The sequence below is a fragment of the [Clostridium] aminophilum DSM 10710 genome (genome assembly GCF_000711825.1).
Taxonomy (GTDB): Bacteria; Bacillota; Clostridia; order Lachnospirales; family Lachnospiraceae; genus Clostridium_R; species Clostridium_R aminophilum.
Genome location: NZ_JONJ01000002.1, coordinates 309926 through 325468, shown reverse-complemented (window position 1 = coordinate 325468; position 15543 = coordinate 309926). Strand labels below are relative to the sequence as shown.

Sequence of the window (15543 nt, the reverse complement as noted above, 5' to 3'; positions counted from 1 at the left end):
CATAGTCAGCTTTCTTTTTCTTGAAAAGTTCTTATCAGAATCAATACAGAACGACTTAGCATTTGCTGAAACCAGCTTTATTTTGTCAACCAATAAATCTTTTACTTGTTTTGGATTCATATGCGCCTCCTTGAAATTGAGAATTATGCTTACAATTTCAAGGGCCGCTTTCGCTACATTAAAACTAATCAGTAGCGAAAGCGGCCGCACATTTTTTGAAACATGTCAAGTATTTATATAAAAAAAGAGCCCTATATCACTTAAGATATAGAACTCTTATTTCTGTCATCTTAACTTAATGACATTGCCGGGATTGGGGATCCTTCTTTTTTCGGCTGACTCGCCAAAGCCCACGCTGTGTGAGGACATGGCGAGGGCCACAAAATGCACGAAACTCGCGAAGTGTGTTTCGAATCGTTCGGAAAGTGTATCGCATTTCCCGTGAAGAAAATGCTCCGCAAAGCGTGTTTCGACTCGTCTGCTCACTCCGGACTGTGAATGTTGCAGTAATCCGGCATGGTGAAGGCGGAATCGTCGGTGACATCGCCGCCTTCCGGAACCGTCATAATCACTTTCTGCGTCAGACCGGACTCCGGACATCTTGAAGTAGGACGCTTGCCGGATGTGCCGCAGACCGTGATGCGGACATGGTGATCGCAGACCTCGGTCGGAACGGTACCGGCGGCAAAGTATTCGGTGTATACCGCGGAGCCGCGCGGATCATTTTCGCAGACGCCGGTAATCGGCAGTTTTCCGGATTTCCGGCAGACGTCCGCTGTCTCGATATCGGAGGGGACAGCAAATCCCGGATCGGTCATACCCTGATGAACGCGCTCCATAATCTTTCGCCAGATGATCTTATGGAAGGAGGTTCCGCCGTTATTTACCCCGGTTTCCGAATTGCTGAGCGTCTGGTTTCCGTCACAGCCGCCCCAGATGCCGGCAGTGTAATACGGGGTGTATCCGACGAACCAGACGTCGTTGTTCCGGGTGGTGGTCCCGCTTTTTCCCGCAATGGTCATTCCGTCAAAGGCCGCGGTGGTGCCGGTGGAGTGCACCGGATATCCCCCGCCGTCATAAAGCGTGTTGGATTTCATGACATCGGTCATCGCATTCGTGAGAAGGAAGGCGGTGGAGTCCTTCATGACCCGGGTGGCCTCCGGAGTTCCGTCCAAAAGGATCTTTCCGTTCTGATCCGTCACCTTCGTATAGAAGACCGGTTTCCGGTAAATGCCGCCGTCGGCAATGGACGCGAACGCGTTGGTCAGTTCGAGATTTGAGACTCCGTTGGTGATGCCGCCCAGCGCGGTGGCGAGATTGTTGTCCGTGGCCGTCAGTGTGCTGATACCGAGGCTTCGTGCAAATTCAACGCCGTTTTGCGGCTTTACCGTGTCTCGCATGCAAAGAACCGCCGGAATGTTCATGGAGTAGGTGATCGCTTCCCGGATGGTGTGATAGCCTTTATAGTCGTCTCCCCACCAGTTATGGAATATTTTTCCTTCGCTCGAGAGCGGTGCGTCGTAGTAGGTGGTCGCAAGTGTTGCCTGACCGGTATCCAGCGCCGGAGCGAAGACGGAGAGCACTTTGAAGGTCGATCCGGGCTGGCGGAGAGAATCTGCCGCACGGTTGAGGATACGGCTGGCTTTTTTCTCGCCGCGGCCGCCGGAGAGTGCCTTGACTTCTCCGGTATTCTGATCGATCAGGACGAAGGAAACCTGAGGCTGAATGACGGTGTCGCTTGTCTCGGACAGGAGCGTTCCGCCGTCACTCAGGGCCCGGGTGCGGAACTCGTCCCGGGCGGCATTTGCCTCCGCTTCCGTGGAAAACAGACCGTCAAAATCCGGCTTTTCCTTCTGCGTCCGGATGTATGTCCGCACGTCATCCTGGGTGTAGTTTTTCACGGTGCCGTCGGGTTCCGACACAGAGAGCCGGTAGTCCAGGGAAATCTTGGCGGCGCTGTAGTTGGACGGATTGTTGACCTCTTCGTCGACAATCTTCTGGAGGTCCGGATCCTGCGGCGTGTATATCTGGAGACCGCCGGTATAGAGAAGATTCCAGGCCTGCGTGTCGGTATAGCCGTAGTTTTTCTTCAGGTCGCCCGTCACCTGTTCAATCAGCTCATCGGTGTACCAGGAATACGGATGAGATTCGGATCGGGAAGCGATGTCATTGGTCTGAATCCGGACATAGACGTCATCCTCCAGGGCTTCGTCGCGCTGCTGCGCGGTAATGTAACCCTGACGGTACATTTCCGAGAGAACAATCTCGCGGCGGGAGGCATTGTCCTGCGGATGCGTGATCGGATTGTATTTGGCCGGATTCTGCGTGATTCCGGCGATGACCGCACACTCCGAGAGGGTAAGCTGTGAAACGTCCTTGCCGAAATACCGACGGGAGGCTGCCTCGACGCCGAGGGTGTCGCTTCCGAGATTGATCGTGTTCAGGTAATTGGTGAGAATGGTCTTTCGGTCCACGTCATGAGTCAGCTTCAGCGCGAGGTATTGCTCCTGTACTTTCCGCTCAAAGCGGGAGCCTGCATTTTTCTCCGCACCACCGTTAAAAACGGTGTTTTTGATCAGCTGCTGCGTGATCGTGGAACCGCCTCCGGAGTAATTGTCGCTGAGAACACCGGCGACGGCCCGGAGAATCGAGCGGATATCGATGCCCCGGTGCTGCCAGAACCGGGAATCCTCAATGGCGACAAAGGCATTGATCAGATCGTCGGGAAGTTCGTCGTATGTGACGCGGATCCGGTTTGACTCCGGACCGATCAGCTGCTGGACAACCTCGCCGTGACTGTTATATATGGAAGAAAAGTATCCTGACGGTTTCATCATCGACGGATCGTATTCGGGAGATTCCGCGAGGATGCCGCGGATGGCGCCGTATCCGAAAGAAAGCCCGGTGACGACCGTGAAGAGCGTGATGCCGGCGATGGTTCCGAGCGTGATGCTGCCGGCCCGGTGACCGAGACGCTTTTTCGGAGATTTTTGTTCGGAAATCCGTCGGTTGATGGAATTTTTACTGAAATTCATGGAGTGACTCCTTTCAATCCAGAGTATTATACCACATAAGCCACGAGCCACGCGAGCGTTTACGCTCATGTGGCGACGGCATGACATAACAGTCGTGAAGCGGCTGTTATACCACATAAGCCACGGGCCACGCGAGCGTTTACACTCATGTGGTGCGGCATGACATAACAGTCGCGAAGCGGCCGGTATGCCGCGGATTTTTCGTCCGTGGAGTGTTCTTCCTTTCACAAACAGTTTGCCATCCTGCGGCGGGATGGGATACAATAAGAGAAATGTGTTAGAAAGCAGTGAAGGAGAAACAGCATGGGAGAATACAGACTTCTGTACCGCGGAGGAACCGGAGAGATCGTCGAGAAAAAATCGCGGTTCATTGCGGATGTGGCGCCGATCGCCTCGGAGGAAGAGGCGCTGTCATTGATTGAGGGAGTGCGGAAGAAGTACTGGGATGCCCGGCATCATTGCTTCGCTTATGTCGCGGGACCGAAGGATGAGCTGATGCGGTTCTCCGATGACGGGGAGCCGTCGGGAACAGCCGGAAGACCGATTCTGGATGTGCTGACGGGTTCCGGTCTTCACAACTGCCTGATCATTGTGACCCGGTATTTTGGCGGAACGCTTTTAGGAACCGGCGGACTGGTCCGGGCATATACCGCGGCGGCGAAAGAGGGAATCGCCAACAGTACGGTGATGGAAGTGATTCCGGCTGCCCGCACCCGGCTTCATATGGATTACACGGATCTCGGAAAAGTTCAGTATATTCTGTCTGAGGACGGCATTGTCACGGAGCGGACCGAATACGCCGAGGGCGTCGATCTCACAGTGCTTCTTCCGGCCGATATGGCGGAACAGGAAATCAAAAAGCTTGTCAATGCCACAAGCGGCAGAATATCCGTGACCGACGAGGGAGAGGTACGCTTCGGCATGGACGGCAGTCAGCCGGTAATCTTTGAATAATCTTTCGCGGGGCGGAGCAGGAAGGGCCGAACCGGAAGCGGATAGATGCAGAAGCAGATGAGATCCGGAAGCAGATCCTGAAGAGGATGGATCTTGAAGCAGATCTTAAATTTTGTTGAACATTGCGGTCTTTGATGTTAGAATATATAGTCGCTGATTGTGTGTGCCCATTTACCGCACATTACATAGATAAATATTTTATTGGTCGATGCCCAGTCGCATCATGGAAAGTGAGATTGATAGTTTATGAAGACGAAACGTGAAGATGTAAGAAACGTTGCCATTATCGCCCATGTCGATCATGGTAAGACGAGTCTTGTCGATCAGCTTCTGAAGCAGAGCGGTGTATTCCGCCAGAACCAGGAGGTTGAGGATCGCGTCATGGACTCCGGTGATATCGAGCGAGAGAGAGGAATCACGATTCTGTCCAAGAATACCGCCGTTATGTATAACGGCGTCAAGATCAATATCGTCGATACTCCCGGACACGCGGATTTCGGCGGCGAGGTAGAGCGAGTTCTGAAGATGGTTGACGGTGTTGTTCTTGTCGTTGACGCCTATGAGGGACCGATGCCGCAGACCAAGTTCGTTCTGCGCCGTGCGCTGGATCTGGATCTTCCGGCGGTTGTCTGCATCAACAAAGTTGACCGTCCGGACGGAAGACCGCAGGAAGTGGTTGATGAAGTTCTGGAACTTTTCATGGATCTGGATGCATCCGACGAACAGCTGGACGCTCCGTTTATCTTCGCGTCTGCCAAGGCCGGATTTGCCAAGAAAGATCTGGATGATACATCCGAGGATATGAAACCGCTCTTTGATGCGATCATCGAGCACATCCCGGCTCCGGAAGGCGATCAGGAGGCGAATGCCCAGATGCTGATCTCCACCATTGACTACAACGAGTATGTCGGACGGATCGGTGTCGGCAAGATCAGCAACGGAACAATCCGTGTCAACCAGGAGTGCGTGATTGTAAACCATCACGAGCCGGACAAACAGAAGAAGGTGAAGATCGGTAAACTCTACACCTATAACGGTCTGGCAAGAGTGGAAGTGGAATCCGCAACCGTCGGCGACATCGTTGCGCTGTCCGGTATCGAGGATCTTCACATCGGTGATACCGTCTGTGCACCGGAGGCACCGGAGGCAATTCCGTTCCAGAAGATTTCCGAGCCGACCATTGCCATGAATTTCCTGGTAAATGATTCTCCGTTTGCCGGAAAAGAAGGAAAATTCGTCACCTCCCGTCACCTGAGAGACAGACTGTTCCGCGAGCTGAACACCGACGTTTCCCTGCGTGTTGAGGAGATCACACCGGATAACTTCAAGGTATCCGGCCGAGGCGAGCTTCACCTGTCCGTTCTGATCGAGCAGATGCGCCGTGAGGGATTTGAGTTTGCCGTATCCAAGGCAGAAGTTCTCTATCGGAAGGACGAGAATGGAAAGAGAACCGAGCCGATGGAGATTGCCTATGTCGATGTACCGGATGAGTTTACGGGAGCGGTTATCCAGAAACTGACCGCACGCAAGGGCGAACTTCAGGGCATGAGTCCGATCGGCGGCAACTTCACAAGACTGCAGTTCTCCATTCCTTCCAGAGGTCTGATCGGATACCGTGGCGAGTTCATGACCGATACCAAGGGCAACGGAATTCTGAACACCGCATTTGACGGATATGCTCCGTATAAGGGCGATCTGGCTTACCGCAAGCAGGGCTCTCTGATCGCATTCGAGCAGGGAACTTCCATCACCTACGGTCTGTTTAACGCACAGAGCCGCGGTATTCTGTTCATCGGTGCCGGTGTGGACGTCTATTCCGGAATGATTGTCGGACAGAGTGCAAAGAGCGAGGATATCGAGATCAATGTCTGCAAGACAAAGAAACTGACCAACACCCGTTCTTCCAGTGCGGATGAAGCGCTCCGCCTTGTTCCGCCGAAGATCATGAGCCTGGAGCAGTGCCTTGACTTTATTGATACAGATGAGCTTCTGGAGGTTACTCCGACCAGCCTTCGTATCCGCAAGAAGATTCTCGATCCGCTTCTGAGAAAGAGAGCTGCGATCAGCCGCAAGGACAAGGAAAAGGCAGCGCAGGAGTAAAGAATTTTTTGACCGGCATCGGAGGTGTGTAATGGAAGCAGGTACGATTCAGATCATCTGCGGCAAGGGGACCGGCAAATCCGAACTTGCGCTCGGCCGGGCGATCCATGAGGTGAGCCGGGGTCACAGGGTTATTGTGATTCAGTTTTTGAAAGGCTCCATGCCCCGCGAGGCGGAACAGTGGTACAAGAAACTGGAACCGGGTCTTCGCCTGTTCAGCTTTGAGAAGAACGGTGAATACTTTGAAGATCTGGACGAGCAGAAAAAATCGGAAGAGGTGCAGAATATCCAGAACGGACTGCATTTTGCAAAAAAGGTTCTCACAACCGGAGAATGCGATATGCTGATCCTCGATGAGTTTCTCGGTCTGGTGGACCAGAAGATCGTGAGCGATGAAATGCTCACATCTCTGCTCGATGCGAGGGATCCGTCGGCCACGCTGATTCTGACCGGACGAAACTGTTCGGAAGAACTCAGAAAATATGCGGACAGCATCATCGATATCGAAAAACTGGATCTCAACCGTTAATCAATCGAATACACGAACAACAGCGTCTTCTGCCCGTTGGGACAGGAAAGGAGTTTTGACATGTCAGTTTTTACCGGAGCCGGAGTTGCACTCGTTACCCCGTTTCATGCTGATGGCACCGTCAACTACGATAAGCTTGATGAGCTGCTGGAAGAGCAGGTAAAAGGCGGTACGGATGCCATCATCATCTGCGGCACCACAGGCGAGTCCGCCACCCTCACCGAAGAGGAACACAGTGAAGTGATCCGTTTTGCGTGTGAGCGCATCAAGGGACGTATTCCGGTGGTGGCCGGTACCGGCTCCAACTGTACGGAAACCGCGATCCAGCTTTCCAGAGAAGCCGAGGCAGACGGCGCAGATGCCGTTCTTCTGGTTTCCCCGTATTACAACAAGACCACGCAGAAGGGACTTAAGGAGCACTACCAGGCGGTAGCCGACGAGATCCGTATTCCGGCGATTCTCTACAATGTTCCGAGCCGTACCGGTGTCAACATCAAGCCGGAGACCATAGCATGGCTCTGCGGAAATGTTGAGAATATTGTCGGCGTAAAGGAAGCGAGCGGTGATTTTTCCGCGATCGCACAGATCGCCAACCTTTCGGACGGCACCGTTGACATCTGGTCCGGAAATGATGACCAGACGGTTCCGATGATGGCGCTCGGCGCAAAGGGCGTAATCTCCGTATGGTCCAATGTCGCTCCGACGGCGGTGCATGAGATGTGCCGTGCGTTCTTTGACGGTGATACGGCAAAGGCGATGAAAATGCAGATCGAAGCGGTTCCGCTTCTGAATGCGCTCTTTTGCGAGACCAACCCGATTCCGGTCAAGACGGCCATGAACCTGATGGGAAAAAATGTCGGCCCGTTCCGCAGACCGCTTGTGGATATGGAGCCGGAGAATCTTGAACGGCTGAAGAAGGCGATGCAGGGCGCCGGTCTTCTCTGATATTGTTATTCCGGGATGCAGATTCGGACGGCTTTTTGTGCCGCCGGCGGATCTGCATCCTAAGCGCGTAAAAAACGCGATACACGAACACGGTTCAATGTTTTTATGAAGGAGGAACTATGATTCGAGCAATTATGCACGGATGCGGCGGACATATGGGCAGAGTGGTTTCGGAGCTCTGCAAAAATGATCCGGAGATCGAGATTGTTGCCGGTATGGATATTCATGCGGACGATTCTCTGGGATATCCGGTATTTTCCAGATGTTCGGACTGCAATGTCGATGCGGACGTTGTGATTGACTTTTCCGTTGCGGCTGCTGCGGATGAGCTTCTGGACTGGTGCGAAGCGCATCACATGCCGGTGGTTTTCTGCACAACCGGTCTGAGCGAGGAGCAGCTTCAGAAGACGAAGAAGGTGTCGGAGAGCGCTGCGGTACTTCGTTCCGCCAATATGTCTCTCGGAATCAATCTCCTCTTAAAGCTTGTGAAAGACGCGGCCAGAACCCTTGCGCCCAACGGCTTTGACATTGAAATCCTTGAGAAGCATCACAACCGCAAGCTTGACGCGCCGAGCGGCACGGCTCTTGCGATTGCCGATTCCATCAATGATGAGATGAACGGAAAATACCATTACAAATATGACCGTCATTCCTTTAAGGAAAAGAGAGATCCGATGGAAATCGGACTTCAGGCGATCCGCGGCGGCACCATTGTCGGAGAGCATGATGTTCTTTTCTGCGGTGAGGATGAGGTCATCACACTGCAGCACACCGCCTATTCCAGGGCGATTTTCGGTAAGGGAGCGATCGCGGCAGCGAAGTTCCTTGCCGGCCGAAAGCCGGGCATGTACTCGATGGAGGATGTCATCGGCTGACGGCAGCGCAGAAACTGATGGAAACGGAAAACGTTTCCGCGGCAGTTCATGGAATCATCCGGCATGCATTTCGGACTGCCGTTTGTGAAACACGAAGAGATCTCTGCCTGTACAGACGGGACGGAGACCATCTGCATGGAGGAAACAGACAGTGGCAAGTTACGATAGATATGTTAGCCCGCTTTCAGAGCGGTACGCAAGCAAAGAGATGCAGTACATTTTTTCTCCGGAGAAGAAGTTCCGGACCTGGAGAAGACTCTGGATCGCTTTGGCCGAGGCGGAGCATGAGCTCGGGCTCGGAATCACGCAGGAACAGATCGATGAACTGAAAGAACACAAAGATGACATCAACTTTGAGGAAGCCAAAGCACGGGAAAAAGTGGTAAGACATGATGTCATGTCCCATGTTTATGCCTACGGTCTTCAGTGCCCGAAGGCAAAGGGAATCATTCATCTCGGCGCGACCAGCTGCTATGTCGGAGACAACACCGACATCATCATTATGACGGAAGCGCTTCAGCTTGTCCGGAAGAAACTGATCTGTGTTCTCGATGAACTCGCAAAATTTGCGGACCGATACAAAGATCAGCCGACGCTTGCATTTACCCACTTCCAGCCGGCGCAGCCGACTACCGTCGGAAAGAGAGCAACGCTCTGGATGATGGAACTGAAACTGGATCTCGATGATCTTGATTATGTTCTCGGCAGCCTCCGTCTTCTCGGATCCAAGGGTACCACGGGTACACAGGCAAGCTTCCTCGAACTCTTTAACGGAGACCACGGGAAATGCAGAAAGATTGATCAGATGATCGCGGAAAAGATGGGATTCCCGGGCTGTTATCCGGTTTCCGGACAGACTTATTCCAGAAAGAACGACAGCCGCGTTCTCTCCGTGCTCGCCGGCATTGCCCAGAGCGCGCATAAGTTTTCGAACGATATCCGGCTTCTGCAGCATCTGAAGGAAGTGGAGGAACCGTTCGAGAAGAACCAGATCGGATCTTCCGCGATGGCATATAAGAGAAACCCGATGCGCAGTGAGAGAATGGCATCTCTGGCCAATTACGTGATGTCGGATCTCATGAATCCGATGCTGGTTGCCTCCACGCAGTGGTTTGAGAGAACACTGGACGATTCTGCCAACAAGCGTCTCTCCGTACCGGAAGGTTTTCTCGCAATCGACGGCATCCTCGATCTCTATCTCAATGTCGTGGACGGACTGGTGGTATATCCGAAGGTCATCGAAAAACACATGATGGCGGAGCTTCCGTTTATGGCGACCGAGAATATCATGATGGACTGTGTGAAACTCGGAGGAGACCGTCAGGAACTTCACGAGAGAATCCGTGAGCTCTCCATGGAAGCCGGCAAAAATGTCAAGGAGAAGGGTCTCGACAACAACCTTCTGGAACTGATTGCCGCCGATCCGGCCTTCCATGTCACGCTGGATCAGCTGAAGAGCAATATGGACCCGAAGAAATATGTGGGCTGTGCCCCGAAACAGGTGGAGGAGTTCCTTGAGGAGGTCATCCGTCCGATTCTGAATGAAAACCGTGGGGATCTCGGCGTCAAGGCAGAGATTAACGTTTAAGGAATCATCCGATGCGTGCCCTGCCGTGACCGGCGTTCGGCAGTACGGACAGGGCGATAATAAATTTGAGCAACTGAGAAAAATCAGGAGGACACAAAATGGTAAGAGCAATTGTAGGCGCTAACTGGGGCGATGAAGGTAAGGGCAAGATCACAGATATGCTTGCTCAGACCTCCGATGTAGTTGTACGTTTCCAGGGTGGTCATAACGCCGGACACACAATCATCAATGATTACGGACGTTTTTCACTGCACCTTCTTCCGTCGGGTATTTTTAACGACAATACCACCTGTATTCTGGGCAATGGTGTAGCCCTCGATATCGGTAAGTTCATCGAGGAGCTGGAGTCCGTTCTCGCACAGGGAATTCCGACACCGAAGATCCTGGTTTCCGACCGGGCTCAGATTCTGATGCCGTACCATGTTCTCTTTGATACCTACGAGGAAGAGAGACTGGCCGGCAGATCCTTCGGTTCCACCAAGAGCGGTATCGCTCCGTTCTTCTCCGACAAGTTTGCAAAGGTCGGCTTCCAGGTCAATGAGCTGTTCATGCCGGAAGAGGAGCTTCGCGCACGCGTGGCAAATGTAGTCGAAAAGAAGAACATTGAACTGAAGTATCTCTACAACAAGCCGGAACTCAGCGTAGATGAGGTATTTGGTCAGCTCATGAAGTATAAGGAGATGATTGCTCCGTATGTAGCGGATACCGCAAAGTTCCTGAACGAAGCAATCAAGGCGGGAAAGACCATCCTTCTCGAGGGTCAGCTCGGAACACTGAAGGATCCGGATCACGGCATCTATCCGATGGTTACTTCTTCCTCCACTCTGGCTGCATACGGTGCAGTCGGTGCAGGGATTCCGCCGTATGAGATCAAGGACATCATCACGGTTGTAAAGGCATATTCCAGTGCGGTCGGTGCCGGTGCATTTGTCAGCGAGATCTTCGGCGATGAGGCGGAAGAACTCAGAAAGCGCGGCGGCGATAAGGGCGAATACGGCGCAACGACCGGAAGACCGAGAAGAGTCGGCTGGTTTGATGCGGTAGCAACCCGCTACGGTGTTCAGAGACAGGGCGCGACTCAGGTTGCTCTGACTGTTCTGGATGTCCTCGGATATCTGGATGAGCTTCATCTCTGTGTCGGATACGAGATTGACGGCGAGATCGTCAAAGATTTCCCGGTTACCTGGAAACTTGAGAAGGCAAAGCCGGTTTACAAGACCATGCCGGGCTGGAAGTGTGACATTCGCGGAATCAAAGAGTATGACAAACTTCCGAAAGAGTGCCGTGACTACATCGAGGAGATCGAGCGTCAGATCGAGTGCCCGATCAAGATGGTATCCAACGGTCCGGGCAGAAATGAGATTATTTTCCGCAAGTAATATCGAACGCAGACCGGCGGCGCGGATTTTGTGACGCCGGGACCTGATAATATGTCCATCACGCAGAGAAAACGCCGGCAGACTGTTCTGCCGGCGTTTTCTCTGCGCGTCTTTTCTCTGCGCATTATTTTCTTCGTTTTTTTTGGGGTTCCTTTTCTGTCCATTCCGAAGACAGAGACCCCGGATCCGGAGTAATGAAACGTTAATAAAGTTTCATGGGAATCTGTGCTATAATCATAGACAGTTATGTGATTCCGGGGATGAATTCCGGGAACTTCCGTCTTTGCATGCCGGGTTGCTGCCGGACTTCGGCGCACCGGCCACCTGTTCGAAGACTTCACGGTTTGCCTCGCGTTTGTTCCGGATGGAAAGACGCAGAAACATGGAATAGAGATAAAGAAGCGCCGGAACAACGACTGTCAGAAAAAGACTTGTCATCAGAAGGCTCTGTGCGAGAGGACTTCCGATCAGTGCGCAGACCACCGAACCGGCGTAGAGCGCAAAAATGAGGAACACGGCTGAAACAGCCAGAATTCGTTTCAGTTTCATGGGGATTCCTTTCCTTACTGTTTTATCAGACGATATTATAAATGATTCTGTATTATTTTTCCATAAGATCCCGAGAAAGGAGGCGGATGCGGAGGTGAAACAGCGACAGAACAGTCCTGCGGCAGCACGGACTTCGAAGAAAATGCGCAATTTCGGCGGAAAACTTCGTCGGATTGCGGCGGCGGCCCTGACGTTTGGAATGACCTTTTCCGGCATCCGCATCGGAAACATTTCTTCTTTTTCCATTCCTGCCTATGCGGCGTCAAAGGACTTTACCGGTCCGGATGTCGTGTGTCTGGACGGAAAGAACCGGGAGATTCCGGGAAACTGGGAATATGTCGGAAAGGAGTGGCGTTATCGCAAAAAGGACGGCACTTATGCGTCGTCGCAGTGGCTGTTCTATCAGGATAAGTGGTATTACGCGGATTCCGAGGGATATCTGAAAACTGACGGAAGAGTGAAGCTTGCCGGCCATCCCTATTATTTTGATGAAGACGGTGCGATGATAACCGGCTGGCTTCTGGACAGCGAGGACGGCCGCTGGTACCGGATCCGGGAGGACGGCAGTCTGACGACAGGCTGGGTAAATGCCGGCGGATTCTGGTATCTTTTCGATCCGAAGGGACGTCTCTATATGGGGGGCCGTCACATGGCGGACGGACATCTCTACACCTTCCATGAGAATGGAAGACTGGTGGCAGGCAGTTTTATCCGGACGAAATATTATTCTCCCGACGGCATCCATGATCCGGAAGGCGATATGATCCTCTACGGAAAGCGGAAGCCGCTGAAGTCAGAGGAAGACCTTCTGACGGAGCAGTTTTCGGAGATTACACCATACTGGGTGACCCGTTTCCGTGAGGACGGATGGCAGTTTATGTGGTATACCGATAAGATTTATCTGTCCGCTCCGTTGACGGATCGGGGAATCTGGTATGTGAAATACAAGACCGATACCGATTACAAAAAAATCAAGTTTACCGATCCGGAAGCTGTCCGGATGGGCTTCGGCGAATATATCGCGTCGGTTCTCAGAAGGACGGTGAAAGAGCGGGATAAGATGGAAGAGGCTGTCGTTGCATACGATGAGTTTTCGTCCGGCTCCTCCATTGCACCGACGCTCCCGTCGTATTTTGCTGACGATGAGAAAGCGATGGCCGCCGTCATGTTCTGCGGATATTTTGATCCGGCGGTCCGCGAGGAGATGCGAAAGAATTCTCCGGAACTTGCGGAAACCATCGAGGAACTTCTTCATGTGACATCCGACCGGAAGCCGGAAGAGTATGAACTTTCGGAAAACGGAGGAATGGGGTTCGGCGGTTCCGGCCCTGCATCAGAGCGCGTCGATTCGAAGGCTACGGGACCGGCGGCGAAAGATGTCTCCGATGTCCGGACTCAGGACGGGGCAGAAACAGAGACTTAATTTCCGATACGCATATAAAAAAGAGAGCTGTACTTCCATATCAAAACGGAAGATACAGCTCTTTTTGGCTTTTTTATACCTTGTCGATCCGGAAGATGCATAAACTCAACCGGCCGCTGTCATTCCATCTCCGCAAGCTCTTCCCACTTTTCGTAGAGCGGATTTAGTTTTGCGGTGATTTCTTCTTTTTCGCGGTTTAACTGCATGAGTTTTGCGACGTCGGAATAGATATCCGTCTGCGAGAGGATGCCGTCGATCTCTTCACTGCGGGTCTCGAGATCATGGATTTCCTGTTCGGTTTTTTTCAGATCGTTCTGAATCTTGCGGATTCTCGCCTGTTCTTCTTTCTGCTGCTGCCAGCTGAGCTTTCCGTCGGACACGTCCTTTCCGGAATTGTCGGAACGGCCTGCTGGTGCATTTTTCTGACCGATGCTTCCGAAGACTGTTCCGGCAATGCCTTCCGGAGCAGCGTTTGATCCGTTCTTTCCGGAGGAAGGTTTGCGGGAAATGCGGTCCAGAAAAGCTTTTTCCGTATCTTCCTTTTTCTCCAGATAGTAATCGTAGTTTCCGATATAATTCAGCAGTGATCCCATGGTGAGATCGAGAACGCGAGTTGCGGTCTGATTGATGAAATATCGGTCATGGGACACACAGAGAACGGTTCCGGTATAGCGGTTCAGCGCATTTTCAAGGATCTCTTTCGAGGCGATGTCCAGATGGTTTGTCGGCTCATCGAGAATCAGGAAATTTGCTTCGGAGAGCATGAGCTTGGCAAGAGAAACGCGGCCGCGCTCGCCGCCCGACAGAGAACCGATCCGTTTGAAGACATCTTCGCCGGTAAAGAGAAATGCCGCGAGGACGTTACGGATCTCGGTGTTGTTCATATCCGGGTGCTCGTCGGAGATCTCCTGGAAAATGGTCTTGTCCATGTCGAGAACCTGATGCTCCTGATCATAGTATCCGATGTTGACCTTGGTTCCCCGGCGGATCTCTCCGCTGTCCGGAAGGAGCTGTCCGATGATGAGCTTTAACAGCGTTGACTTTCCGGTTCCGTTGTTGCCGATGATGGCTACCCGCTCGCCGCGGTGGATCTCAAAATTGACATCCCGGAAGAGAATATCACCGTCAAATCCCTTCTCCAGACCGGTAACCGTCAGAACGTCCTTTCCGCTGGCAACGGAGGGCTCAAGCGTGAAATGCATCTCAGCGGAATCCTCTTCCGGCTTTTCGAGAAGATCCATCTTGTCCAGCATTTTCTCACGGCTGTCCGCTCGCTTGATGGATTTTTCGCGATTGAAGGAGCGGAGTTTGGCAATGACGGCTTCCTGGTGTTTGATTTCCGCCTGCTGATTCAGGTAGGCGCGGATGATGCCGGCGCGAACGATCGCCTTCTTCTTGCTGTACTCCGTGTAGTTGCCCGGAAATGACATGGCCTTTCCGTGATCGATTTCCACAATCTGTGTCGAGACGCGGTCAAGAAAATAGCGGTCATGAGCCACAATGATGACGGTTCCGGCATAGTTCAGAAGATAGGTTTCCAGCCAGGCTATGGAATTCATGTCAAGATGGTTGGTCGGCTCGTCGAGCATAATAATGTCGGGTTTGGACAAAAGGAGTTTTCCGAGCGATACACGGGTCTTCTGACCGCCGGAGAGTTCACAGACCGGACGGCGGAATTCTTCCTCGGCAAAGCCGAGCCCCTTCAGGACGCCTGTGATTTCGCTCTGCCAGGCATAGCCGTTTGCCATCTCATACTCGTGATCCAGACGGCTGTAATCGTCCATGACTTTCTGGAGATCGTCGCCCTCGGTCTCCGTCATGCGGTGTTCGAGAGCCCGCAGTCGGCGCTCCATTTCCAGAATCGGCTGTTTTACCTCCATCAGACACTCGTAGATCGGCGTTGTGTCGTCCAGATCCTGATGCTGGGCGAGGTAACCCACGGTTTTTCCGTGCTGGACCGTGACGTCGCCCTCGTCCGGGTTCATTTCCCCAATGATAATCTTTAAGAGTGTTGATTTCCCCGCGCCGTTGATGCCGACGATGGAACAGCGCGCATGCTCTTCAATATGAAAGGAGACATGATCGAGGATCGTGTTTCCGTTAAAGGTTTTTGTTATATTATTACAGGATAAAATCATAAATGCCTCATTTCGATAATGGTACAGC

General features: G+C 52.6%; 11 protein-coding genes. 8 read left to right on the top strand and 3 right to left on the bottom strand.

Going from position 1 to position 15543, the window contains the following annotated elements:
* Positions 1-482 precede the first annotated feature (482 nt).
* Positions 483-3035 carry a transglycosylase domain-containing protein gene (locus tag BR86_RS0103455; RefSeq protein WP_051684554.1) on the bottom strand — a complete coding sequence of 851 codons (2553 nt, stop codon included), beginning with the start codon at positions 3033-3035 and terminating at the stop codon, positions 483-485.
* Positions 3036-3338: 303 nt separating this feature from the next.
* Here BR86_RS0103455 and BR86_RS0103450 point away from each other — a divergent pair, with 303 nt between their 5' ends.
* The 7 genes from BR86_RS0103450 to BR86_RS0103415 all read left to right on the top strand — a co-directional run bounded on the left by BR86_RS0103450 (position 3339) and on the right by BR86_RS0103415 (position 11405).
* Positions 3339-3989, top strand: coding sequence for a YigZ family protein (locus BR86_RS0103450; protein WP_031471601.1), 651 nt, complete (start codon positions 3339-3341; stop codon positions 3987-3989).
* A gap of 246 nt (positions 3990-4235) precedes the next feature.
* Complete coding sequence (gene typA / locus BR86_RS0103445; protein ID WP_031471600.1) at positions 4236-6089, top strand: translational GTPase TypA; 1854 nt, start codon at positions 4236-4238, stop codon at positions 6087-6089.
* Positions 6090-6120: 31 nt separating this feature from the next.
* On the top strand, positions 6121-6618 hold the full coding sequence (locus BR86_RS0103440) for a cob(I)yrinic acid a,c-diamide adenosyltransferase (protein WP_031471599.1): 498 nt from the start codon (positions 6121-6123) through the stop codon (positions 6616-6618).
* Positions 6619-6678: 60 nt separating this feature from the next.
* Positions 6679-7563, top strand: a complete 885-nt coding sequence (gene dapA, locus BR86_RS0103435; protein ID WP_031471598.1) for a 4-hydroxy-tetrahydrodipicolinate synthase — start codon at positions 6679-6681, stop codon at positions 7561-7563.
* A 119-nt stretch (positions 7564-7682) separates the two neighbouring features.
* Positions 7683-8438: a 4-hydroxy-tetrahydrodipicolinate reductase gene (gene dapB / locus BR86_RS0103430; RefSeq protein ID WP_031471597.1), complete on the top strand. Its 756-nt coding sequence runs from the start codon at positions 7683-7685 to the stop codon at positions 8436-8438.
* A 151-nt stretch (positions 8439-8589) separates the two neighbouring features.
* On the top strand, positions 8590-10026 hold the full coding sequence (gene purB, locus BR86_RS0103420) for an adenylosuccinate lyase (protein WP_031471596.1): 1437 nt from the start codon (positions 8590-8592) through the stop codon (positions 10024-10026).
* Between the two features lie 98 nt (positions 10027-10124).
* Positions 10125-11405 carry an adenylosuccinate synthase gene (locus BR86_RS0103415; RefSeq protein WP_031471595.1) on the top strand — a complete coding sequence of 427 codons (1281 nt, stop codon included), beginning with the start codon at positions 10125-10127 and terminating at the stop codon, positions 11403-11405.
* 234 nt (positions 11406-11639) lie between these two features.
* Here the strand turns inward: BR86_RS0103415 and BR86_RS16125 are convergent, their stop codons facing one another.
* Positions 11640-11954 carry a hypothetical protein gene (locus BR86_RS16125; protein WP_051684553.1) on the bottom strand — a complete coding sequence of 105 codons (315 nt, stop codon included), beginning with the start codon at positions 11952-11954 and terminating at the stop codon, positions 11640-11642.
* A 94-nt stretch (positions 11955-12048) separates the two neighbouring features.
* Between BR86_RS16125 and BR86_RS0103400 the strand changes: the two genes are divergently transcribed.
* Complete coding sequence (locus BR86_RS0103400; protein WP_161767270.1) at positions 12049-13377, top strand: N-acetylmuramoyl-L-alanine amidase family protein; 1329 nt, start codon at positions 12049-12051, stop codon at positions 13375-13377.
* Positions 13378-13496: 119 nt separating this feature from the next.
* Here BR86_RS0103400 and BR86_RS0103395 read toward each other — a convergent pair whose 3' ends face one another.
* Entirely contained in the window at positions 13497-15515 is a 2019-nt protein-coding gene (locus tag BR86_RS0103395) for an ABC-F family ATP-binding cassette domain-containing protein (RefSeq protein ID WP_031471592.1), read from the bottom strand.
* Positions 15516-15543: the final 28 nt, after the last annotated feature.